This window comes from Ktedonobacter sp. SOSP1-52, from assembly GCF_016587395.1.
Genome location: NZ_BNJH01000003.1, coordinates 1,581,507 through 1,605,037 on the forward strand (window position 1 = coordinate 1,581,507; position 23,531 = coordinate 1,605,037).

General features: G+C 53.9%; 19 protein-coding genes and 1 rRNA gene. 13 read left to right on the top strand and 7 right to left on the bottom strand.

Going from position 1 to position 23,531, the window contains the following annotated elements:
- Positions 1-77: 77 nt before the first annotated feature.
- The 4 genes from JMJ16_RS32170 to JMJ16_RS32185 all read left to right on the top strand — a co-directional run bounded on the left by JMJ16_RS32170 (position 78) and on the right by JMJ16_RS32185 (position 3,141).
- Complete coding sequence (locus JMJ16_RS32170; protein ID WP_236601845.1) at positions 78-944, top strand: TrmB family transcriptional regulator; 867 nt, start codon at positions 78-80, stop codon at positions 942-944.
- A 23-nt stretch (positions 945-967) separates the two neighbouring features.
- Complete coding sequence (locus JMJ16_RS32175; RefSeq protein WP_201378375.1) at positions 968-2,242, top strand: adenylosuccinate synthase; 1,275 nt, start codon at positions 968-970, stop codon at positions 2,240-2,242.
- A 165-nt stretch (positions 2,243-2,407) separates the two neighbouring features.
- Positions 2,408-2,797 carry a PIG-L deacetylase family protein gene (locus JMJ16_RS32180; protein WP_201388262.1) on the top strand — a complete coding sequence of 130 codons (390 nt, stop codon included), beginning with the start codon at positions 2,408-2,410 and terminating at the stop codon, positions 2,795-2,797.
- Positions 2,794-3,141: a PIG-L deacetylase family protein gene (locus JMJ16_RS32185; RefSeq protein ID WP_201388264.1), complete on the top strand. Its 348-nt coding sequence runs from the start codon at positions 2,794-2,796 to the stop codon at positions 3,139-3,141. Before JMJ16_RS32180 ends, JMJ16_RS32185 begins: the two co-directional genes overlap by 4 nt.
- A gap of 104 nt (positions 3,142-3,245) precedes the next feature.
- On the opposite strand, the gene JMJ16_RS32190 is transcribed toward JMJ16_RS32185, so the two are convergent.
- Positions 3,246-6,488 carry a bifunctional cytochrome P450/NADPH--P450 reductase gene (locus JMJ16_RS32190; protein ID WP_201388266.1) on the bottom strand — a complete coding sequence of 1,081 codons (3,243 nt, stop codon included), beginning with the start codon at positions 6,486-6,488 and terminating at the stop codon, positions 3,246-3,248.
- 246 nt (positions 6,489-6,734) lie between these two features.
- Here JMJ16_RS32190 and JMJ16_RS32195 point away from each other — a divergent pair, with 246 nt between their 5' ends.
- On the top strand, positions 6,735-7,970 hold the full coding sequence (locus tag JMJ16_RS32195) for a cytochrome P450 (RefSeq protein WP_201388268.1): 1,236 nt from the start codon (positions 6,735-6,737) through the stop codon (positions 7,968-7,970).
- Between the two features lie 132 nt (positions 7,971-8,102).
- On the opposite strand, the gene JMJ16_RS32200 is transcribed toward JMJ16_RS32195, so the two are convergent.
- On the bottom strand, positions 8,103-9,158 hold the full coding sequence (locus tag JMJ16_RS32200; RefSeq protein WP_201388270.1) for an aldose 1-epimerase: 1,056 nt from the start codon (positions 9,156-9,158) through the stop codon (positions 8,103-8,105).
- 403 nt (positions 9,159-9,561) lie between these two features.
- Here JMJ16_RS32200 and JMJ16_RS32205 point away from each other — a divergent pair, with 403 nt between their 5' ends.
- Positions 9,562-10,503, top strand: a complete 942-nt coding sequence (locus JMJ16_RS32205) for a D-alanyl-D-alanine carboxypeptidase family protein (RefSeq protein ID WP_201388271.1) — start codon at positions 9,562-9,564, stop codon at positions 10,501-10,503.
- Between the two features lie 75 nt (positions 10,504-10,578).
- Here the strand turns inward: JMJ16_RS32205 and JMJ16_RS32210 are convergent, their stop codons facing one another.
- Together JMJ16_RS32210 and JMJ16_RS32215 are read right to left on the bottom strand one after the other, a co-directional pair.
- Positions 10,579-11,010 (bottom strand): OsmC family peroxiredoxin, encoded by a 432-nt coding sequence (locus JMJ16_RS32210; RefSeq protein WP_201388273.1) that lies wholly within the window; start codon positions 11,008-11,010, stop codon positions 10,579-10,581.
- A 70-nt stretch (positions 11,011-11,080) separates the two neighbouring features.
- Positions 11,081-11,656 (bottom strand): TetR/AcrR family transcriptional regulator, encoded by a 576-nt coding sequence (locus JMJ16_RS32215; RefSeq protein WP_201388275.1) that lies wholly within the window; start codon positions 11,654-11,656, stop codon positions 11,081-11,083.
- Positions 11,657-11,856: 200 nt separating this feature from the next.
- Here JMJ16_RS32215 and fabF point away from each other — a divergent pair, with 200 nt between their 5' ends.
- Positions 11,857-13,071: a beta-ketoacyl-ACP synthase II gene (fabF, locus tag JMJ16_RS32220; RefSeq protein WP_236601762.1), complete on the top strand. Its 1,215-nt coding sequence runs from the start codon at positions 11,857-11,859 to the stop codon at positions 13,069-13,071.
- Between the two features lie 58 nt (positions 13,072-13,129).
- On the opposite strand, the gene JMJ16_RS32225 is transcribed toward fabF, so the two are convergent.
- Positions 13,130-13,912 (bottom strand): alpha/beta fold hydrolase, encoded by a 783-nt coding sequence (locus JMJ16_RS32225; RefSeq protein WP_201388277.1) that lies wholly within the window; start codon positions 13,910-13,912, stop codon positions 13,130-13,132.
- Positions 13,913-14,190: 278 nt separating this feature from the next.
- Between JMJ16_RS32225 and JMJ16_RS32230 the strand changes: the two genes are divergently transcribed.
- From JMJ16_RS32230 to JMJ16_RS32240, 3 genes are read left to right on the top strand one after another with little or no spacing between them, the layout of a single operon-like run.
- Positions 14,191-14,601 (top strand): EVE domain-containing protein, encoded by a 411-nt coding sequence (locus JMJ16_RS32230; protein ID WP_201372164.1) that lies wholly within the window; start codon positions 14,191-14,193, stop codon positions 14,599-14,601.
- Positions 14,602-14,617: 16 nt separating this feature from the next.
- Positions 14,618-15,460: an aminotransferase class IV gene (locus JMJ16_RS32235; RefSeq protein WP_201388280.1), complete on the top strand. Its 843-nt coding sequence runs from the start codon at positions 14,618-14,620 to the stop codon at positions 15,458-15,460.
- Between the two features lie 39 nt (positions 15,461-15,499).
- Positions 15,500-16,282: an HAD family hydrolase gene (locus tag JMJ16_RS32240; protein ID WP_201388282.1), complete on the top strand. Its 783-nt coding sequence runs from the start codon at positions 15,500-15,502 to the stop codon at positions 16,280-16,282.
- A 132-nt stretch (positions 16,283-16,414) separates the two neighbouring features.
- On the opposite strand, the gene JMJ16_RS32245 is transcribed toward JMJ16_RS32240, so the two are convergent.
- Positions 16,415-17,032 carry a helix-hairpin-helix domain-containing protein gene (locus JMJ16_RS32245; RefSeq protein WP_201388284.1) on the bottom strand — a complete coding sequence of 206 codons (618 nt, stop codon included), beginning with the start codon at positions 17,030-17,032 and terminating at the stop codon, positions 16,415-16,417.
- Positions 17,033-17,329: 297 nt separating this feature from the next.
- A complete protein-coding gene (locus tag JMJ16_RS32250) occupies positions 17,330-18,604 on the bottom strand; it encodes a general stress protein (protein ID WP_201388286.1) in 1,275 nt (424 codons plus the stop codon).
- 310 nt (positions 18,605-18,914) lie between these two features.
- Here JMJ16_RS32250 and JMJ16_RS32255 point away from each other — a divergent pair, with 310 nt between their 5' ends.
- The 3 genes from JMJ16_RS32255 (at position 18,915) to JMJ16_RS32265 (ending at position 23,435) form a co-directional block, all read left to right on the top strand.
- Entirely contained in the window at positions 18,915-19,667 is a 753-nt protein-coding gene (locus JMJ16_RS32255) for a hypothetical protein (RefSeq protein WP_201388288.1), read from the top strand.
- A gap of 274 nt (positions 19,668-19,941) precedes the next feature.
- The gene (locus JMJ16_RS32260; RefSeq protein ID WP_201388290.1) at positions 19,942-21,186 is read left to right on the top strand and encodes an NAD(P)/FAD-dependent oxidoreductase; all 1,245 of its coding nucleotides are present in this window, start codon (positions 19,942-19,944) and stop codon (positions 21,184-21,186) included.
- Positions 21,187-21,954: 768 nt separating this feature from the next.
- Positions 21,955-23,435: ribosomal RNA gene (locus JMJ16_RS32265) — 16S ribosomal RNA — on the top strand.
- Positions 23,436-23,531: the final 96 nt, after the last annotated feature.

The following is a 23,531-nucleotide window of genomic DNA, read 5'->3' on the forward strand; positions in this document are numbered from 1 at the left end:
ATCGTTGGGGAACCGATTATAGTAGTAGTGGTTACTACTACTAAAGATGAAAGGGAGAGCGAACTGCGGTGGGTGCGATGATTGAAGAGCTAAAGTATCTGGGCTTTACCGGAGCGGAGGCGCAGGTCTACATCTATCTTTTGCAATATCCCAATGCAACGGGCTATGAAGTAAGTAAGGGGACCGGGCTGCCACGCGCCAATACCTACCAGGCGTTGGAGACGCTGGTTACTAAAGAGGGCGTGATTGCTGTTACACCTGACCCGGTGCGTTACGCTTCGGTGCCGCCTGCGCAGTTGCTCAAGCGCATTCAGCAGGAGACGGCGCAGCGTTGTCACGACCTGGAGCAGCAGCTCTCAGCCCTGGAGCAGCCTGATACCATTGGACACTTCTGGGAGTTGCGGGAGCGCCAGCGTATAGAGACGCGCCTCACCGAATTGATCGCGGGCGCGCAGCATCGAATCGCGGCCAGCCTCTGGGCTGAGGATGTCGAGCGTCTCTCGGGCGTCTTGCGTGCGGCGCGTGATCGTGGCTGTGCCATTATTTTGAATCTCTTTGGTGAAGTGGACGCGGATTTTGCGACCATCTACCGGCACGAGGTGCCCGAAAAGGTCGTAGGCGGCCATGTAGTCGCGCTGGCAATCGATTTTCAAGAGGCCCTGGTAGCCTCCCTGGATGCTCCGGCAAGCGGAGTGGTAACACAGAACCGCACCATGGTACGTGTGGTGGAGAAGTTGATCCGAGACGAAGCCTATCTGGCCGCGATCTATGAGCAGTTCTCACAAGAGCTGGAGACGGCCTTTGGCACGCACCTGGTTCATTTACGTCGTCGCCTCCTGCCGCAGGCGGACGCCGAGCGGCTGGTTGCTGTCACCAGGTTGGACGCACAAACCCTGCATCTCTCATCCGAACTCGGGCGAGAAGTTAACACGGAAATGCTTTAATTGATAAGGAGCACGAATAGGTTATGACTGCATCGGTAACTGTTGTAGTTGGTACACAATGGGGGGATGAGGGGAAGGGAAAGATTGTTGATCTCCTGAGCACAGAAGCGAACATGTGCGTTCGCTTCCAGGGCGGCGGCAATGCTGGCCATACCGTGATCAACGAGTACGGAACATTCAAGCTGCACCTGGTGCCCTCGGGCGTCTTTAATCCTCAGTGTCTCTCCATCCTGGGTACCGGCACCGTCATCGATCCGCCCGCGATGCTTGAGGAGTTGCAGGAGATCGCCTCCCAGGGTGTGAATATCGATAATGTGAAGATCTCCGATCGCGCACACGTCGTCATGCCTTATCATAAAGTGCTGGACAAAGTCGAGGACCAGGCGCGTGGAGCGTATCGTGTAGATACAACCGGGCGTGGTATTGGCCCTGCGTACACCGATAAAGTAGGTCGCATCGGTATCCGCATCAGCGATTTGCAGCATGAGCAGGTGTTGCGCGACAAGCTGGCGATTATCCTGCGCCGGCATAATGCAGTGTTGACAAATGTCTATGGCGAGCAGCCGTTTGATTTGGAGCAACTGGTGGCTGAGGCCCTGACCTGGGGCGAGCAGCTCAAAGCACGCATAGTAGACACGGTTCCTTTGATGCGAGCCGCCTTGCGTGATGGGAAGCGTATTATGCTCGAAGGCCAGTTGAGTGTCATGAAAGACATCGACTGGGGCTCCTATCCCTTTGTCACCAGTTCATCGCCCTCGGCTGGCGGAGCCGCGGTGGGCGCGGGCATCCCTCCACGCTATATTAATCGCGTGATTGGTGTTGCCAAGGCCTATAGCTCTCAGGTTGGCACGGGTCCCATGCCAACGGAGCTCCTGGACGAGCTGGGCGCGCACCTGCGTGAACTGGGCGGAGAGTTTGGCGCGACCACGGGCCGCTCCCGACGTATTGGCTGGTTTGATTCGGTCGTCACACGCTATGTTACCGAGCTTAATGGGTGCACAGGCCTGGCTATTACCAAGCTAGATGTACTGGATACCTTTGCCGAAATTCCCGTCTGCACTGGCTATCGTTATCGCGGTGAGCTGATTACCGACCTTCCTGATCCATTAATTCATGAGGCATGTGAGCCTGTCTACGAGGTACTTCCTGGCTGGCAGCAGCAGACCAGCAGCATTCAGTCTTTGACGGGCCTCCCCTACAATGCGCGTGCCTACCTGGATCGCCTGGCCGAATTGACCGGTGTCCCCCTGCATAGCGTGGGGGTCGGTCCGCATCGCAACCAGACGTTACTGGCGTAAGGCTAGAGCTGATGAAGAGGGGCGTTGCCTGGAGCCTGTGGGCTACATGCAGCGTCCCTTCTGCTATCAAGAGCGTCTTCGCGCCTGCGAGCCGCGAAGAATATATTATAATATCTCTGGAATTTAAGAATAGAGATAGTTGGATTCAAAGGAATTTGTAACATAATGAGTGAGCAAATACTCAATAAAGTAGCGCTATGTGTTGTGGCGCATGCCGACGATACCGAATTTGGCATTGCAGGAACGGTCGCGAGCTGGGTGCGCGACGGCTGGGATGTCTATTATGTTATTTGCACCGATTGTAGTGGTGGTGGTCCCGATGACGCTGAGAACCTCAACCCTGCTGCCCGCCAGCGTACGGTGGAGACACGCAAACTGGAACAGCGTGCGGCGGCCCAGATTCTAGGTGTGAAGGATGTTATCTTCCTGGATTATCCTGATGGCCTGTTGCAGCCAACACTGGAGCTACGTCGCGAGATTGTGCGCCTGATCAGGCAGTATCGCCCTCGCGCCTCGTCTGCCAGTCTCCAGAGCGCTCCTGGGCGCCTACCATGATTATCCCGCGCTACCATCCAGACCACCTTGCGGCGGGTGAGGCCGCTCTGGCGGCGGCCTATCCTGCCGCACAGAATCCCTGGGACTTCCCCGAATTATTTGAGGAGGGGCTAAAGCCACATAAGGTCTCAGAGATCTATATTACCGCCGCGCCGATCTTAAATCACTATGTCGATATTACTGAGACCATGGATACGAAACTGGAGGCCCTGCGCGCACATGAGAGCCAGGTAGGCCATAACCTGGAGTTCCTGGAGCGAATGCTGCGTGATGGCGCGGGCGCCCTGGGCGAGCCACACGGCTATACCTACGCCGAAGCCTTCCACCTGACTCGTAACGGCTAAATCTCTCGTAGAGAGCCTATATATATAAAGTAAGTAGAAGAGGAGCGCTGGGGGCGCTGCCATGGCAGCGCCCCCAGCGCTCCTCTTCTACTTGCGACCTTACCTTAACTGGTGCCCCAGATGTCGACCAGGTAGCGGTTCTGGGCACTCATGTCTTGTAGCCACTGATCGGCCTCCTGGCCGCTTTTGCCGGTTTTTGCCTGGTATATCTGTTTATAGCTCTCGGCAACGGCGGGAACCATACGGGTAGTATCGCCACACACATATGTGACGGCGCCCTGTTGTAGCAGAATCCAGATGGCATCCTGCTGTTCCAGCACCTTATCCTGGACGTAGGCCCTGGGTTGTGAGGCTACACGTGAGTAGACCGCGAATATCTTGACAATACCATTGTCTTCGCCGCGTTTGATCTCCTCTGGATAGAGTAGGTGCTGTGGATCGCGACAGCCAAAGAAGAGCAGGGCTGGTCCAATCTCTTTTCCAGCTTGCTTCTGCCTTCCTCGCTCCTGCAAGAAGCCACGGAAGGGCGATACCCCGGTGCCTGCCGCAATCATAATAATGGGCGTGCGTGGATCTTCTGGGAGGTGGAAGGGACCATTAGTGTTCTGCACAAAGGCATAGACGATATCACCGGCATGCTGATTGCGCAGGTAGCTTGTGCAGACGCCCTCAAAGGTGCCATGTCCCGACCAGGCGGGCCCCTGGACAATTCCCACGGAGAGGCTGCACTCGTCGGGCTTGAGCAGAGGCGACGAGGAGATGGAGTAGTACCTGGGGCGTAAAGGTGTCAGGCAGTCCAGGAAGACATTGAAGGGCATCGTACACGAGGGATATTCTTCGAGCAGGTCAATGAGCGATTTGCGTTGCTCAAGCACCTCTTTTTTGTAGGCTGCCTCGCTTTCTGGACCTGAGCCAACCAGCATTTCCAGGCGCGCTCGCTCACTATCATCACTGGTATATTCAAGCATACGCTCGATATGAGTGCGTGTGGCGACGTCCTGGAGTTCGATATAATTGGCAAGCAGATCATAGACAGAAATGGGCTCCTCAACTGGCGCCGCGGGCTTGCGTTCATCATTGGCGTGCAGCTGGATGATTGTCTGGCGATCAAACTGGAAATGGTCCGCGATGCGTGTTACCTGCTCTTCAGGATTGCTGGCCAGCACGCCCAGGTGGTCGCCTGTGCGATAGGGCATGTTTGGAGGCAGCGAGATCTGGAGATGGCGTGTTGAGTCGCCATTGAGTGCATCCGGTTGCTGTTGAACCAACTCCCTGTTTTCCAGGATCGTCATTGGTTGCGCCCCAAAGGAGTTAATGAAGGGATAGGGATGTGGGCGGCGAATGATCTCGATATCATAGCGCGGCCTATACTGGCGTTTGACCTCTTCCTGTGGTGTGAGCGATAGGGCCTGGGCGACCGAGTTCCATAGCCCATTGTACCAGGAGCGGAATTGCCCATCGAAATCACCCGCGGCATCGCCCTCGCCCCGCTGATAGACACGTCTGGCCCCTGCCTGTTCAAGCGCGCTATCCAGCAACTTGGGAATAGCCTGGAAGGTGCCCGCCCACTCATGGTTGCCGCATCCAAAGATGGTATAATTCACTCCTTTAAGGGCATCTGGCGCGAGACCACTCTGTAGCCAATGGCAAAATGCACTGGCATTATCGGGAGGCATACCATTGTAGGACGAGGTAACAAGCACAACGAGACCCTCTTTAGGCAGCTTATCGACATAGTTGTCTAGCTCGCCCACGGTGGCCTCAAAGCCACGGGCGGTGCCGGACTCCGCGATACGATGCGCAATCTCCTCGGCTGTGCCAGTGTTTGAGCCATAGAGCGCGAGTAGGGTCGTCCTCTGGGCTATTTTTTGCGGTGTCTCTGGCTCAAGGTGCGTGGCCTCGACCATGACTGGCTCTGCATCACTGACGGTATCCTCGTCTAGAGGTGTAATAATGATGTGATCGATATCGGTACGTGGCCTGACGCGCATATAGAAATCGGCTGGTTTAATGGTTAGCGTCTCGCGAATCTTCAGCTGATAGATGCCGGTTGTGTAGGGATAGAAGCGCTGAAGCATCATACCCAGAACGAGAGTCGCCTCCTGGAGGGCGAACTCGCGTCCAATGCAGGCACGTTGCCCAGTGCCAAAAGGCTTGTAGGCATTGGCTGGACGCAGCTTCTCTGCCTCTGGATTGAAATGGTGGTCGGGATTAAAGATTTCCGCGTCGTCACCCCAGATGCTGCGATCACGGTGGAGCATAGGAATCAGCACGGTGATAGTGTCGCTGGTTTGAAGCTGATATTTGCCTGTCAGAAGGCGCTCCTCGTAGGGCGCGCGATTGAATATCGGCGCGGTCGGGCAGAGGCGAAGCGTCTCTTTGAGGATCTGCTTGATATAGACAAGCTGGTGAATCTGTTCGTATGTGGGGGTCTTCCTGGTATCTCGGCCCAGGACGCGGTCCACCTCTTCATAGGCGCGGTTGAGTACATCTGGATGGTGTAAGAGGAAGTAGGTCGCGAACGAGAGGAGCCCACTGGTCGTCTCATGCCCCGCGATCAGGAAGGTAATGATCTGATTGCGGATATTGACATCGTCGAGCTTCTCTCCTGTTTGTTTGTCTATCCCGTTCAACATGGTGTTGAGCAAGTCATTGTACTTCTGGCCCTCTGTCCCCATCATCTTGCGCTCTCTCACGAGCTGGTCGGCGGTCGACAAGAGGAGATCAAGGTCGGCCTGGAGCTGTCTGCGCTGGCGGAAGCGCAGCTTTTCTTCGATAGGTGGATGTGCCGCTCTTGCTGCGGTCGTGCTAAGGATATGCACCATCGCCTCGACGAATGGATGCATTTGCTCGCGAGTGATGGCGTGAAAATGGTAGCTGAAGCCACAGAGGCCAATCGTCTCCAGCGTGACCCTGGTCATATCGTCGGGAACATTAATGAGATCCTCAGGATTAAGGTGCTCCCATTTGGCCATCAGTTGTTCTGCGGCATCGAGCATCATAGGTACGTAGTTGCGCATGGCCTGAAGGCTGAAACTAGGCATAAGGATGGTGTGAGCCTTGCGCCAATTGGGATCACTGGTATCCGCAGAAAAGAGGCCGCTACCAATAGCGCTACGCAGGTTGCGAATATTGACAGAGACGCGTTTATCAAAAAGCTGATCGTTGCAGACCTCATCGACGAGGGCAAAGCTAGAGAGAACGATACGCCTTGTGCCATCGGGCAGGGGGAGTTGGAAGATGGAACCATGCCGCTGGGCCTGCTTGATAAGATCGCGCACAGCCGACTCAGGATGCACATCTTTCATATCGCCCATGGGGATGGCGTCTAGCTGGGATCGTAACATGACAAAAAGGCTCCTTCACGAGAGCGCTTCCCTGCGTTAATGACGCCGCAAAGTGAGAGACTGTTTCTAAAGATCGCTGTATGTGCATGGTTTGTTCTCTCTATTTATGATACCTGGACCACCATGACGTATGCTTTTTTACGAGATTTGGGGCAATTTGCTACGCTACAGATAGATGCTGTGAGGCTGTGGGCTTGGGTGGCAGACTCTGATTATGTTTTCTGTTCGCAGAAAGGAAAGAGTGCTTTGGAGCATACAGACAGAGGGCGCCAGGCAACTTCTCTAGATCCGCGCTCCCTACAGGATCAACTTCTCTATCCGCATGCGTGTTTTACGGCCTTGCGCGAGAAGCATGGCCCGTTAATGTATAATAATGCGGCACGTTTCTGGGAAGCCTTTGACTATGAACTTGTGCATTTGATTGCGAATCAGCATGAATTATTCTCATCTGATAGCGTGAAATATGCCGCAGAACGTAGTGTTGATGAATTCCAGAGCATGCTCAATACCGACCCACCGCGTCATCGCCAGTTGCGCTCGCTTATCTCTCAGGCCTTCACGCCGCGTACGCTTGCTCAGCTTGCTCCACGTATTGCCGAGATTACCCAGAGTTTGCTTGATGATGTGATCGAACGTGGCAGAATGGATGTGATCGCTGACCTCTCCTTCCCCTTGCCAGTGATCGTCATCGCGGAGTTACTAGGGGTTCCCTCTGAGGATCGTGTGCAATTTAAGCAGTGGTCGGATGAACTAGTGATGGGCGAGTATGGCGAGTTTGCCAGCGAAGAGCGCGAGGAGTATGAGCGTCGTGCGCGTGAGCGCTTCCGTAAGACGCTGGATACCATTTATGATTACTTTCGCGTGGTCATCGCCCAACGGAGGCGTGAGCCGCGTCATGACCTTATTAGCGAGCTGATCGCCGCTCAGATCGAAGGTGAGTATCTAACAGAACAGGAGCTGCTTAGCTTCTGTGCGCTCCTGCTGGTCGCGGGCAATATTACGACGACCAACTTGATAGGCAATGCCATTCTCTGTTTTGATGAGCATCCCGAGGTTATGGATCGGTTACGACGGGAGCCTGACTTCATACCCGCCGCAATTGAGGAAGTCCTACGCTATCGCTCGCCAGTGACAGGGATTGGACGCTTCGCGACGCAGGATATTATCCTGCGTGATCGGCATATTCGCCCAGGCGATTTCATTATTGGCTGGGTTGCGTGCGCCAATCACGATCCTGAACAGTTTCCTGAGCCGGGAACATTTGACATTACGCGTACACCCAATCGCCATGTCTCCTTTGGCCACGGCATTCACTTCTGTCTTGGGGCGCCGCTGGCACGCCTGGAAACAAAGATTGTCCTGAACATTATGCTTGAGCGTATGCATGCTGTGCGGCGTAATCACGATTTGCCGCTCCCGTCGGTGCATAGCTCCTTCATCTATGGCGCAAAGTCGCTGCCCATTCTCTTTGAGGAACGCTAAACAGGGCATCAATAGGGGATATCGAGAAGGGAGGTGTAGAGGCGTGAGGTGCCAGGTGACCGCCTGGCACCTTACGCCTCCTCTGAGCGTCGCAGGCGCGAAAGTCTGGATGGAGGCTCAATCGCCCAGTGTTTAGCTAAAGGTGGGTGTATAGTGAAGTGTTCCACTATAGCTCTGTCCAGGAGCGACCTCAAGCAGATGCGCCATCTGACGCTCGCGCTCACCCTGGTTGTGCAGGTTAATGGCATCAGTTGAGCAGGTCTGATGTTCGACACAGAGGGAAGAGGCTCCTGGAGGCGCGTAGATGACGATATGCGTAAAATCGTCGCTGGCGGTAATCTGTAGTTGCAATCTGCGCTTCTTATAGTCTATAATTGCGGCTTCGCCTGGATGGACCTGGGTGTAGACATGGTCCAGGTTCAGACACGAGACTGGACGACCCTGGCGTAGATCATACATGGCGTACATCAGCTTTCCAACCTCAAAGATGCGGCCCGTTGGCAGCAGAGCATCGTCGGCCTCCATCACTGCGTCCGCTGGTAGCGTAACGTAGGTCTCTTGTGCGCCGTCAAGGACCGGAAAGTAGGGGTGGAGCGCAAAGCCAAAGGGAAGATCGTGCGTGTCTTTGTTCTCTACTTTATAGGTAATGTCGATGCCCTGGTGGGTGAGAGTATAGGTCAGTGAGAGACGGCTGCGGAAGGGATAGGCCGCAAAGTGGGGACTTTCAGGCGTCTGCTCGATGTAGGAGGTGACGCTAACGCTATCGGATTTAATGATGGGCTGCTCATATTGCCATACCTGGTCAAGGACCAGGCCATGCACCAGGGCTTTATCTGTCTCGACTCGTTTTACATCCTGTAGCGAGTAGTTTTTTCCCTGATAACTATAGTGCTTGTCGCGTACACGATTGGGGAGAGGCCAGAGCACAAAGTTGCCAGTAAACTGTTTTTGTTTGAGGAGCTCACTCTCATAGTAGATAAGATCGAGTGTTCCAACGCGAAAGCAAAATAAATTGCTTCCCAGTTCAGGCGCAATGCCTACCTCCATGCTGTGGGTAGCGTCGTCTTTATCTGTGTAGGTAAGTGAAATAACGGTTGTGTCAATTTCGGGATCAATGCCTATTCGTGCCCCAAAGGGGCTCTTCACTCCTTGCTTCATGATATCACTTGCTCGCTGCTGGTTTGTCATAAGGACCCTTTCTAAACATGTTTCATGTATTTTTATAACATGGAAAGCTCTGCTGTTAGCATACCAATCGTGGAAAGCGCGTGCGCTCCTGCTGTTTCAGCCTCAGCTCGCTGCGCGAACCTTCGGGATAAGGGGGGTGTGCCATAACATGCGTTTGCAAGTAGTATATGCTATGCTCTCTCTCCTGTTCAAATCGCTGTTCGCCAGGTGTTATCCTGCCAGGCCACATCTTTTTACCCCTGTCGCGCCGCGTAACGACGAGAAAGTCTGTTACAAAAAGCAAGCTGCAACGATTATTATATATGGCTTTTAATCTATGGGTCATTTGACACATGCTTTTCTATCATCAGTGCCCTATACTACACCGACTCCTGGTGTAGTATATTTCTGGAAAGCTAAATATATGAATTCGCGAAAAATACTTTTGAGTGTACTTCTGATTGCGATGGTTCTCTTTCTTGTCGCTATGGGAACGTTTGTGTATTTCTCGTTGAACGCTGCACCTACGATTGCTGCGGCTCAGGCGACGCCAACGCTGGAGCCAACACCCTCCCCGACGCCATCTCCAACACCTTCACCAACGCCATCTCCAACCCCAACCCCTATCATGAATGGGAGCAGCGCATACGTAATAGATAATGCCAACAATCGTGTCCTCTTCGACAGCGATAGTCAGAGAAGCGTCCCGATTGCCAGTACCACAAAGATTATGACCGCAGTAGTGACGATCGAGAATAGCAACCTGGATACGATTGTCACGGTGCAACAGGCCGATCTGGACCAGTTACCTCCCGAGGCGAGTATCGCTCAACTGCATGTTGGCGATTATTTACGCATTCGCCACTTGCTCTATGGGCTACTCCTCCCTTCGGGTAGCGACGCTGCTTTAACCCTGGCGCGTGTGGTGGGTGGCTCGACCGATGGCTTTGTTGCCATGATGAACGCCAAGGCCCAGGCGCTCGGCCTGGCACATACCCATTTCTCCAGTCCGCATGGTGTCATTCCTGATGGGAACTATTCAAGCGCACAGGACCTGGTGAAGCTCGCACGCTATGCCATGCGATACCAGATCTTTGCCGAGATTGTGCGGCAGACCGAGTATCATATTCCTCCCACACAATATAATCGGCGCTACGATTGGTATAACACCAATCAACTGCTCACAAGCTATTCAGGTGTGATTGGAATCAAGACCGGCTCGGGGAGCGGCGCTGGCTACTGCGTCGTTTTTGCCGCTGTACGTAATAACCGCCTACTCTATGGCGCTGAACTGGGCGCACCTGGTAGTTTTGATGTTCTCAACAGCGACGTCACGCGCCTGCTTGATAAAGCCTTTGCTAGCTAAATATAGTAAAAAGCCGTCATGAGGAAGGCACCAAGCAAACTTGGCCCCTTCCTCATGGTGGCTATACGCTTGTCACTAGGCTTCGAGGAGGGTGGCCTCCAGGTGAATCTCAGTGCCAGCTAGCGCCTTGGATACGGGGCAGGAGCGCTCGGCCCTTGTCGCGATCTCCTGGAAGGTGGCGGCGTCGATGCCAGGAACGATGGCCTCTGTTTTGAGGTCAATACGTGGGATGATAAACTCGCCACCGTGCTGGGAGAGGCGCACCTGAGCTGTGGTATGAATGCGCGTAGGTTCATGACCCGCTGCGCCCAGTGCCATGGAGAACGCCATGGTGAAGCAACCTGCGTGAGCCGAAGCTAGCAGTTCTTCAGGGTTGGTCTCAGCTCCGGCATCCATACGGGTGCGCAACGAATAGTCGCCCTCAAACGCGCCACTCGCGAGCTTAATATGCCCATGCCCACTCTGGACGCTGCCCTGCCATTCAACATCTGCACTGCGAAATGCCATGATTAAATCCTCCTGTGAACTTACCTATCTACTAGAAGGTAGATATATATCAAAAAAATTTGTGCCTTGTCTACTTTTGCAAATCTGAAGACACCTGGAGCGCGATGGCGCGGAAACGCTCGGGATCCTGGTAGGTTCGAGCGGCGATCATCGCCCCCTGCATAGCGGCCACGACGCTCTGAGCCTCGATCTCGGGGTCACCTCCAAAAGTAAAGATACCCTTCGCTCGTCCGCTTGTCAGTAGCGCAGAAAACCATGTCGCCTGGTCGCGGAAGTAACCCTGAACCTCGTCTCGTATATTCTCAGGTAAGGTCGGAAGCTCAGCGGCAAAGAGCGTACAGAGACAGAAGAAGTTATCCTCCTTCAGTTGCTTGTGTACTTGCTCAATGTACATAGCAAGTTGGCGCCTGGGATCGTCGCTTGCCTGCTCAATCTGGTTGAGACTCTGTTGCACCAGCGCACGATAATAAACCACGACTGCGCGCCCAAGGTCGCTTTTATTGGGAAAGTGATAGTGGATACTAGCCTTCCGGATCTCTAGCCGCTCAGTGATGTCGGCGTAGCTGAAGGCGTTGTATCCGCGCTCGATCATGAGTGCCAGCGAGATCTCGATAATTTGTTGTGCGGTATTTACCTGTGTCTTCATTAGCTTGAGTCTACCATCTAGTAGGTAGAATGTCAAGAGGGAGAGGTTTGACAGAACAAATGTGTCCAGTTATGATGCTTTCGAGGCCGTTAATCGATGGTGCTAAAAGATGAATATCTGAGCCATACAATGTGTTATTGCTATAGTAACTACCCAGTGGAGAAGTATTTTATGAGAACTAGCCAGTGGAGGAATATATTATGAAGCGTGTTGTAGTGACAGGTATGGGGATGGTGACATCCCTGGGGCATACACTTGAAGAGACCTGGGAGGCGCTCTGTCAGGGTCGCTCGGGTATTGGCCCTATTAGCAGCTTTGATGCTAGCGAGTACCTGGTACGCTTTGCAGGCGAGGTGAGGGACTTTGATGCCAGCCAGTATATGGAGCGTAAGGAGATCCGCCGCAATGATCCCTTCACGCACCTGGCGGTCGCGGCATCTCGCCAGGCGCTTGCCCAGGCCGGTTTAACAATTACTGATCAGCTCGCGCCTGATGCGGGCGTCTGTATTGGTAGTGGTGTGGGCGGCTTTATCAGCCTTCATGAACAGTTCGCGGTCCTGCACGAGAAGGGACCCTCTCGTGTCAGTCCATTTCTGATCCCCATGATGATGCTCAACGCGGCCCCCGCCATGGTCTCGCTGCTGACCGGGGCGCGTGGACCCGTATGGGCCGCGGTCTCCGCCTGCGCGACCAGTGGTAACGCGCTTGGAGAGGCCTGGGAGACCATCCGTCGCGGAACGGCGAAAGTCATGCTGGCGGGCGGTTCCGAAAAAGCTGTCACTCCTCTCGGGATGGCCTCCTTCGCCAATATGCATGCCTTGTCGCGCCGCAACGACGATCCTCAGCGGGCCAGTCGCCCGTTCGACGCCGAACGAGATGGCTTTGTGATGGGTGAGGGTGCCGGCATGCTGGTGCTGGAGGACCTGGACTTCGCCCTGGAGCGTGGTGCGCCCATTATTGCGGAACTGGTCGGCTATGGCTCAACGGCGGATGCCTATCATATTACTGAACCCGCTCCGGGAGGAGAGGGATTAATACGTGCCATGCAGCGTGCTTTGCAGAGCGCGGATCTGCGTCCTGAACAGGTCGATTATATCAATGCGCATGGCACCTCGACGCGTTTCAATGACTCTACTGAGACGCAGGCCATCAAAACCTGTTTCGGTGAGCATGCCTACAAGTTGGCGGTAAGCTCGACAAAATCCATGCTGGGACACACCTTTGGCGCGGCTGGCGCCATTGAGGCCGTCATCTCTGTTCTCAGTATCGTGCATGGCATTATGCCGCCAACCATCAACCTGGAGCATCCCGATCCCGAGTGTGACCTGGATTATATCCCCAACGAGGCCCGGCACGGAGAGGTCAACGTCGCGCTCTCTAATTCCATGGGCTTTGGGGGCATAATACATCCCTGATTTTTCAGCGTTATCAATAGGTTGTGCTGGTAGACTGAAGCCCTGGTAGTTGTATCGGCTATGCTCGTATCTGCAACACAACCTGGCGAATAGCCTCTACAACGAGATCGGGCACATCGCGATTGAGCATGTGCCCACTCTTCTCCGCTCGCATATGCTGGCTCTTTGAGGAGAGGCGAGCAAGCTCTCTCTGCATTTGCAGCCATGTCAGTTCGATCTCTTCCACGACTCCAGGTGGAAACTTGGCGGGGTCGCGGTCGGAGCGCCCACGACTGATGACCATGAGTGGGAGGTCATCGAGGGAGTGGCAGTGGCGCATAAGTGCGCTATTGGCGCGGTGGTCGAATTTCTCCTCATTTTTGTTTGGATCATTCCAACGTGTACTGAGTATGTGACGTAGATGTGCCAGGTGGCTCAATTCATCCTCTTGCTCAGGTGGCAGTACCGCCAGCAAGCGCTCGCGTTGTTCCTCGTGTGAGGCATCGAGGAGGACCATACCCGCGACCTCTTCTGGATAGTGTTCTCGGTAAAAGCGTACCGTCAAGCCTCCCATAGAATGCCCTACCAGCACATATGGTCCTGGGATAGATGCATGAAGTAGCAATGCATGCAGGTCTCGTGCAATATCTTGTATCGTTCGTGGAACAGGGGCGGGATCACTGAAGCCAAGACCAGCTCGATCGTACCAGACAACGTGGGTAAAGCTTGAGATACGCTCGGCAACCTCATTAAAGAGGCTACCCCTGGCCCCTAGCCCCATTTCTAGCACCACTGTTGGTCGTCCCCGCCCTTTATTGCTGACTGCTAGTCGGCGCTCACCAATATTGATCAGCCTTGGCATAGAACTGCCCCCATAATTGCTTCTGCGAAAGTCTTTCTATGCTTAGTATAGAAGACTACTGTGTTCCTGGTTTCAGGTATTGTTGTAGGACTCGCGTTTAGGTATTGATCCGTTTGGCTAACTTTGGTTAGTTTGTTCACATGTGCTCTGTTTCTTCGTCTTAATGATTGAGTAGGCAAGAATATCCGTTGCGTCCGCACTGCGGGCGGGATGCTTAGCATGTGGAGCTGTATGGTGTATGCCTACGGTGTATTTTTGATGGGAGAGGCTATCTTATTATGGCGTATTTTCTAGCGAAAACCGATCCAGAGACCTATGCTATTGAGCAGTTGGAGCAGGAGCAGCGTACAACCTGGGATGGTGTGCGCAATGCCCAGGCGCTCCAAGCTATTCGCATGATGAAGCCCGGCGATACCATGCTAATTTACCATAGTATGGGGACGGCGGCACTTGTCGGAGAGGCGCGTGTGATCTCAGAGCCGAGACCTGATGAGCATGATAGCAAGAGCTGGGTAGTTGATGTTGAATTTGTACGGCGTTTCGCTACGCCTGTAACCCTGCGCGAGATTAAAGAGACCCACCTGTTTGACGATTGGAGTCTGATTCGGCAGAGCCGCCTTTCGACCATGAGTGTTCCCGAAAATTTTGTGGAATGGCTGCGGGCAAAGCACATTCTAGAAGTACGCTGATAAGGAGTTCCGAACGATGGATACCGAAGCCCTCTGGTATGTTGATGGACGCTGGGTGCATCCGCACGAGGCCACGCTTTCAATCAATGATGTCGCAGTCCTACGGAGCTACTGCGTTTTTGAAAGCCTGCGTACCTACAATCGTCGCCCCTTCCACCTCGATGAGCATCTGCTCCGGCTCTACCGCTCGGCAGAGCTTATCGAGCTAGACATTCCCTATACCTCTGAGGAAATAGCCAACGTGGTGCGGGAAGCCATTGAGCGCAACCGCTACATACACGCCTCGCTGCGCCTGCTGGTGACCGGCGGCACAAGTGAGGATGGTGTCTTTCCCAGTGGCAAACCAGTCCTGGCAGTGCTGGTCACACCCTTGCCCGAGCGAGATATGCAGCGCTTCGAGCGTGGTATCAAGGTCATTACCACGCGCATGGAGCGCGAGATGCCCGAAGCTAAAACCTCAAGCTACCTGGCGGCGATGCGTGCCCTGAAAGAGGCCCAGCGACGTGGAGCAAGCGATGCTCTGTATGTAAATGCAGCGGGCCACGTATTGGAGGGGACGCGGAGCAATTTCTTTGTTTTCCGTGGAGATACGCTGATTACGCCACGCTCTGAGATCCTGATGGGAATTACGCGCCAGGTCATTGTAGAGCTAGCGCAGGGGCGTTTCCCTATTGAAGAGCGCCCCATCCTTCTCAGTGAGCTTGCTGAGGTCGACGAGGCCTTTATCTCATCTTCCTCGCGTGAGATCACGCCCGTAACCCATATTGACGATGTCCCGATTGGGGAGGGCAAGGCGGGAGCGCGAACCTATGAATTAGAGCAACGCTTTATCGCTATGATTGAGCACGGCAATTTTTGATATCGAAACAAACTTGCTTAACATATTATTGGGAGCTATATGTCAGTTCAAGCTATTATCTTTGATCTAGATGAAACCCTCATTGAGGATCGTCAGGCCACGCAGTGCGCCTTGCGTAAGGCCTGTCTCTATGCACAAGCGCGTGTTCAGCTTGATAGCGCGCGGTTGCGCATAGATGCTTATAGACACGCAAAATTACTCTGGGCAGAGGCCCCCACCTACGCCTATTGCCATGCCATCGGCATCAGCGCGTCAGAGGGGATGTGGGGCCGCTTTGAGGGTGAGACTCCAGACCTCCAGGCGCTCTTCCAATGGGTCCCTATCTTCCAGCAACTCCTATGGAAACGCGCTCTGGCGGAGCAGGATATCATCAATGATGAACTGGCCGAAGAGTTGGCTGCCTGTTTCCGTGAGGAGCGCCGGAGCTGTTATCGGGTTTTTTCTGATGTAGAAGCGGCACTGAGCACGCTAAAGCAGCGGTATGCGCTGGCCCTTTTGACGAATGGCGCACCCGATCTGCAGCGAGAGAAGATCCGAGCCTCTGGCCTGGAACAGTATTTTGATACGATTGCCGTATCAGGAGAGGTTGGTATTGGTAAGCCTGAGCCGGAGATATTTGTTCATGTCTTGCAGGAGTTAGGCGTTGCGCCTGAGCAGGCGGTCATGGTCGGTGATAGCCTGCCCAGGGATATCGCTGGTTCCTATCACTCTGGCATGCGTGGTATGTGGATCAATCGCTATGATGATGTCTGTCAAGAGGAGTACCGTCCAATGATTGCTTCACAGATCTCTGTGCTGGACGAATTAGAGGCTGTACTCTAGTAGGCACACAACGCTTACTGTTGACCTTACATCTCTGAATGTAAAAAGAACAGGCAGATGGCTTGCAGATATCATCGCAAGCCATCTGCCTGTTCTCATTCATGAGCACAGCAGGGACGAGGTATAGCTAGCTCAGGCAGCGCCGCCGAGCGGTTGATGAGAAGTCTTCTTGCCTAGTAGATGCAGGGCCGCCTCCTTCAGGCGCTCCTCGCTGCGCGCACCAAAGCCTGCTAGCTGGCGAATGCGTTGCTGCTGCGCGGCGCGGAAGAGCTTCTCGGGCGAGTCGATGCTTAATTCTTCATAGAGACGGATCGCCGTGTAAGGACCGACATGCTCGATATTCATTAAGGCCCGTACCCCCGCGGGTAGCGCTGGCATGCAGAGGCCATTCTGGAAGGTCATGGTTCCGCTCTGGGCCAGCTCGCGGATGCGTGTACGCAGCCGTTCTCCCACACCGGGGATCGTTGGTTCCTCGTTGCGTGCCAGAATATCGGCCACGGGCTCGGATAACTCAAGAACGCCTCGCGCAGCATTGCGGTAGGCTTGGATGCGATAAGGGTTGCCGTTTTGCGCTTCGATCAGGTCCGCGATACCTGAGAGCACTTCCGCAATCTGGCGATTAGAAATTTTTGGCTTTACTTCAATCTCCGGCTCTAGCCCGGGCAGCATAGGCTGTGAAGGACGCCTGCTTGAACGGGTAGGGAGCGACGGCATGATCTGGATGGTTTGTGTTAATTGAAAAATGCTCATGTGTACACTAACCTCCGGCCCTGCAGGGGCACATTTATGATAGAGAAAAAGAATAAGCAAACGTGGTGGTAAATAAGTGAGTAATGACCCGTTAGTGTACGATGCACATTGAAATCTTGTTCTAATTATAGCATGAAATGAGCTCAAAGTCAAATGCAACGCCGCTCGAAAGGTGGTAAGGCATGGGGGCGGATGAGTCAGCAAGCGTTTATATATGTGTAAAAAAGAGAGAGGCGCATACACTATGCGCCTCTCTCCTGCTCTGTTTTTGGGGCATGCCCGCATTTACTATGAGCATTAGTATTGGTTGTCCGCTGGTGGCGGTGTGTTCTCCTTGCGTATCTCCTCGGGGCGGAGATCACGGCGTCGCTGAGGATTGTTTGGTTGATTACTGCCAGGATTGTTGATGGTATCAGAGCGCTCCTCGTAAGGATAGTTCTTGCGTGGCGCCATGTTTGGATCTGCGTTGGGATTATTATATGTATCTGTCGTATCCGTCACGCGATAGGGATCATTACCTGGGGCTGCATTGGTGCCGTATTCTGCCTGATCCTGGGTATACGGTGACTGCGTCTCTGATTGTTCCATCCCCTGATTGTAGCGCTGCTGAGCCGACTGATCGTAGGCGGGATCATTCTGACTGTAGGGCTGTGTCTGCATATTGCGCTGGTCATAGGGCGTCTGGGCAGTGGTATTGTCATATCCAGGTCTGTTCAGATTACCCTGCTGTATTGAAGACGTGTGTGTGGTGTAATCATCGAGCTGACGATGCTGCGAGGCATCATCCTCCTGCATAGGAGGCATGTCCTTCCGATACATACCGGCGTTATTGCCCTGGAAATCTTCGCCCTCTTGCGGATTGTTTGTGCGATAGTTCTCGGTGCCAGCCCCCACGGGAGAGCCAGTATATGATGTGCCAACAGCGTCGGCAGGCTGTTTTACATTTGTGACAGGATAGTTTTCTCGGTTGTAGGTGCGCTGTTCGTTTGTCGTATAGCGTGGGTCTGTGTTTTGTGTACCATAGGTGCCAGCGATAGGCTGCTGAGAACCAGGCTGCGCATGCACATCATAAGCGCCCTGTCCGCGCAGGATGGTTACTGCCTCATCATAGCGGTCGCCCGCGTTGACCGTGACCAGGGTACGACCCGCTTCAAGCTCCTGCTGGTAGTAACGCGCCTCATCTTCGGGAATACCCATATTCGTAAGCGCGCCAATCAGGCCGCCTGCTACAGCTCCAATGGCGGCGCCACCCAGCGTTGTAATCAAAATGCCGCCAGCGATGGCCGGGCCAATACCAGGAATGACCAGGGCCGCTGCCGCGCCGAGCAATCCACCCAGAATGCCGCCTCCCACTGCTCCTGTCGCTGCTGCCCCTGTCTTATCATCGGCAGTCGCGGGCATCTCAGTCGCATCTGTAGCGGCGCGACCAGTATCAGCATTACGCAGGTCACGCTGGATAAAACCGATCATATCATCGGTAAAGCCCGCATTATGCAAAGCCTCCAGGGCACGATCCGCCTGAGCACGCTCTGTAAAAACACCTATTGCAGTTGTATGTTGATGCGTAGTCATAAGCGTTTCCTCCTAACATGCAAGCCAGGCGGCATAAGTATGCTTACCTGACAATGCGGCATTCTTTGTAGGATACCGCTCTACTGCTTACGTCAATTTTGTCACTGATAGAGTATCTATAGGTAAATACACGTATGCCAATGTATAAAAGTTGCACCTGGTGAGTTGTTGAATAGTTGAGTTTTGCTGTTAGCTGTACAGTATTAATGTAAAATCTGAACAAGGATGTGCTTCTGTCCACAGGCAGAGGCTCGATTGTGTGTTTGTGCGCGTCTAGCCTATAATAGTGATGTGACAGGAGAGCTTCTACATGCATCATCTTGGGCTATCTCAAATGATTTCCGGCAATGAACCTATCGTTGCGTTTACCTTGATTCGTTACCAGGAGCCAAGTCTACGCACGTTGGTATATCTGGGGCTGGATCGCTGGACGATGGCGCGTACGCCAGGATTGCACTTCTGGCGCTTGTTAGGTGTGGGCCAGGGCAAGGCTTTTGATTCACATGCCGATTTGCGGCGTTCCGCCATTTTCTCCGTATGGCACTCTTATGCCGCTTTGCACCAATTTGAAGTTCAATCTGCATTGATGAAGCGTGTGCAAAGCCAGGCTGAGGAGGTCTGGACGGTGTATATGCAGCCTGTGCGCTGGCATGGTGTCTGGGGAGGCCAGGACCCTTTCCGCGAGATGATGCCGGTCTCACCACCCCAGCCAGGTCCCTGGGTTATCTTAACGCGTGCTACCATTCGCCCCAATCGAGTTAGAGCCTTTCTGGGCGCGGTGCCAGCCGTGGCTGAGCAATTGTTGGAGCAGCCAGCGTTACTCAATTCGGTGGGGATTGGCGAGGCCCCTCTGTTTTACCAGGCCACGCTCAGCCTCTGGCAAAGCCTGCCAGATGTAACCGCGTTTGCCTATGGTCAGCAGGCTCATCGCGAGGTCATATGGCGTACCAGGCAAGAGGGTTGGTATAGCGAGGAATTATTTGCGCGTTTCCGACCTCTGGCGGCAAGTGGAACGTGGGATGGTACTAATCCCCTGTCTCAACTAATGGCCCCCGCATCCTAGTCGGAGGCCTTTATCCAGGTTGCATAGTATAGACAGTAATAGATCCGTGGTCTATACTATGCCTCAAATAGAGCCAGGAAAAGTGATCTAGTTTTCGCTGAACCTATACCAGAAATGGCTCATACTGTTCCTATTTCAAATCACCCCTTTCTTATACGAAAACCAACCTCCCATTTGGGGGCAAACGGTGGCATGGCAGTGTCACAACCGTGGCTGGCGCTCCCGTGCTTAGGTTTTTGCATAGGTAGTCTCCGAAGTTTGTAGAAGGAATCTCATGCCAGACGAGTATCAAGTACTTATTGTAGGCGGCGGCCCCGCTGGTCTGGCCGCGGCTGAGGCTGCGGCTGCCAAAGGGATGCGTACCCTGGTTCTGGAGCGACAGAACGAAATTGGTTATCCCATCCATACCAGCGGCGGAAGCTGGATCAGCGATATGAAGGCATTGAAAGTGCCTCATCACCTCTATCACCCGGTCACGAAGATTGTCTTTGTCTCCCCCAAACGCGAGTTCGAAGTAAACTATAATCCCGCGGTTGCCTGTGTGATTGATATTCGTGGCTTATACCAGCACCTGGCGGGCCGCGCGGTGAGTGCCGGGGCTGAGATACGCGTACGCCACACGGTTGACAAGGTGTTGACTAATGGTGAGCGTGTAGCAGGTGTGACCTATAAAAATCACGTAAGTGAGCGTAGCGAAGTACACGCTGACGTGACGATCGATGCCAGCGGCTTCTCGCGCCATATCGGGGTACGCACAGATATGGGCGAGGCCTTTCACCGCTATGGTTTTGGCGCTGAGTATGACCTTTATGCCCCCCATTATCCCCAGGATACCGTCTATCTCATTATGGGAAGCGAGTATGCTCCACAGGGCTATGCCTGGGTCTTCCCACGTGGAAATGGGCGCGTGCGCCTCGGAACAGGTGTGATTCATCCCGATTGCGATAACGACGCGCGTGTTTATTTGGATCGTATCCTGCATATGCCGCAGCTAAAAGAGAAACTGCGCGGTGCAAGCCCGGTTGAATATCATACTGGTCTCTTCCCAGCTATAAGGCCGGTGGAGCGTTTCTGCCGTGATGGACTGGTACTGGCAGGCGATGCTGGTGCTCAGGGGTCGACCCTGGTAGGTGAGGGCATTCGTTTTGCGATGTACTCAGGCCAGATGGCGGGCGAGGTCGCCGCCGAGGCTGTTCAGCAGCGTGATGTATCAGGCGCCTTCTTGAGCCGTTTCGATAAGAAATGGCGTGCGCGCTTTGGTCGCGATATGGAGCTTTCCTACCTGATTAATAAGCATATTGCTGCGTATACAGATCAACAGTGGGATGATGCCTTTGATCTGTTAAAGCGTCTGACCCCCGCGCAAATGGCCCAGGCCTTGCATTGTGACTATAGTGCCAGTCTCTTTATGGGAATTATGGCGCGTAATCCCATGCTTGTTGCTACAGGTGGCAAGAAGTTTTTAAATGTACTTCTTGAACGCATCAATAAACCATCAGTAGCCGTCGCAGAAGTCTAGAAGCCGCACGAAGCTTATCGAGGGGACCGGGGAAAAGATTTTCTTTTCCCCGGTCCCCTCTTTGGGGTAGGGCTATAATGAGATTGAAGTCAGGGTAAAGCCTTGACATGGAGATAAGGTCTATGGCATAATGCCTTCACTCCAAACACATGGTAAACAGCGACAATCACCGGTTTGATCGGTGCTCCTGTCCGATTTACCCGGCGTCTGTACCTCGCTTTTGAAGTGCAGGACCGCAGATGCCCAGGTGCCACGCTAAGGTGGCTCGCCACGGGTACTTCCCCCGCTGCATGACACGTTCTCTCCAAGAAGAGTGAGCGTGCTTTTTGTGCTGTCTCTGACAGGATGCAGAGAGGGTTCCTGACCAGATTTTGCACGACTGAAAACGAGTTTTCAGCGGTCGCAAAAAGAGGTCAGAAAAGTACTTGACAAAGCGCAAAGTGTATGCGATACTGACGAAGTCAACGGCGAACACGAACACCGCGAACGCCGGAGCGACACACAAGTGCAAGCTCATGGGCTTGCCGGGTTGCGGTTCATCACGCAAAAGAAGAACGAACCAGAGCACCCTGAACAACTGAAGAGTGGAATGCAGAAGTACAACGGAACTTCGTTGATTGAGCATCTCTCAATCGCGAAGAACACCGTTCCTGTCAATTCTGCGAACAAAGCAATGAAGTAACGACAACGTGCTTCTAGCCTGGACGCAAACTTACAACGCTTACTCCATCGCTGTGTAGCAGTGATGTAGAAAGATACATTCACATTTGAATGGCGAGTTTGATCCTGGCTCAGGATAAACGCTGGCGGCGTGCCTAACACATGCAAGTCGAACGCTCTCTCGCAAGAGAGGGAGTGGCGGACGGGTGAGTAACACATGGGTACCTGCCCCGAGGTGAGGAATACCGGCGAGAAATCGCCGACAATACCGCATATGCTTCTCGCAAGAGAAACAAAGCTCGCAAGGGCGCCTTGGGATGGGCCTGTGGCCGATTAGCTTGTTGGTGAGGTAAGAGCTCACCAAGGCCACGATCGGTAGCTGGTCTGAGAGGATGGTCAGCCACACTGGGATTGAGAACGGCCCAGACTCCTACGGGGGCAGCAGTGAGGAATTTTCGTCAATGGGGGCAACCCTGAACGAGCAACGCCGCGTGCAGGAGGACGCTTTTCGGAGTGTAAACTGCTTTTCTGAGGGACGAGTAAGGACGGTACCTCAGGAACAAGCCCCGGCTAACTACGTGCCAGCAGCCGCGGTAATACGTAGGGGGCGAGCGTTGTCCGGAGTTACTGGGCGTAAAGCGCACGCAGGCGGTTTCGTACGTCTGGAGTGACAGTTCCCGGCTCAACTGGGAAAGGTCTTCGGAAACGGCGAGACTTGAGGGCTTCAGAGGGACACGGAATTCCGGGTGGAGTGGTGAAATGCGTAGAGATCCGGAGGAACACCAATGGCGAAGGCAGTGTCCTGGGAAGCATCTGACGCTCAGGTGCGAAAGCTAGGGGAGCGAACAGGATTAGATACCCTGGTAGTCCTAGCCGTAAACGATGACCACTAGGTGTGGGAGGTATCGACCCCTTCCGTGCCGTCGCAAACGCAATAAGTGGTCCGCCTGGGGAGTACGGTCGCAAGATTAAAACTCAAAGGAATTGACGGGGACCCGCACAAGCAGCGGAGCGTGTGGTTTAATTCGATGCAACGCGAAGAACCTTACCAAGTCTTGACATGCAGATGCACCAGCGGTAATGCGCTGTTCCTTCGGGACATTTGCACAGGTGCTGCATGGCTGTCGTCAGCTCGTGTCGTGAGATGTTGGGTTAAGTCCCGCAACGAGCGCAACCCCTACTGCCTATTACAACTTCTAGGCGGAACTGCCCGTAAGGGAGGAAGGCGGGGATGACGTCAAGTCAGCACGGCCCTTACGACTTGGGCGACACACACGCTACAATGGCCAGTAACAAAGGGATGCCAACCCGCGAGGGGGAGCCAAGCTCAAAAACCTGGTCTCAGTTCAGATTGCAGGCTGAAACTCGCCTGCATGAAGGTGGAGTTGCTAGTAACCGTAGGTCAGCACACTACGGTGAATACGTTCCCGGGTCTTGTACACACCGCCCGTCACACCACGAAAGTCGGCAACACCTGAAGCCGCCAGGCTAACTCTTCGGAGAGGCAGGCGTCGAGGGTGGGGTCGGTGATTGGGGTGAAGTCGTAACAAGGTAGCTGTACCGGAAGGTGCGGCTGGATCACCTCCTTTCTAGGGAGTCATCACTACCCTTCGAGGTAGTGCACTCTCAGGTCGAACAGGAACGACCTGTCCGTTGATACCCTGCTTCCACTCTTGAGCGGTTCG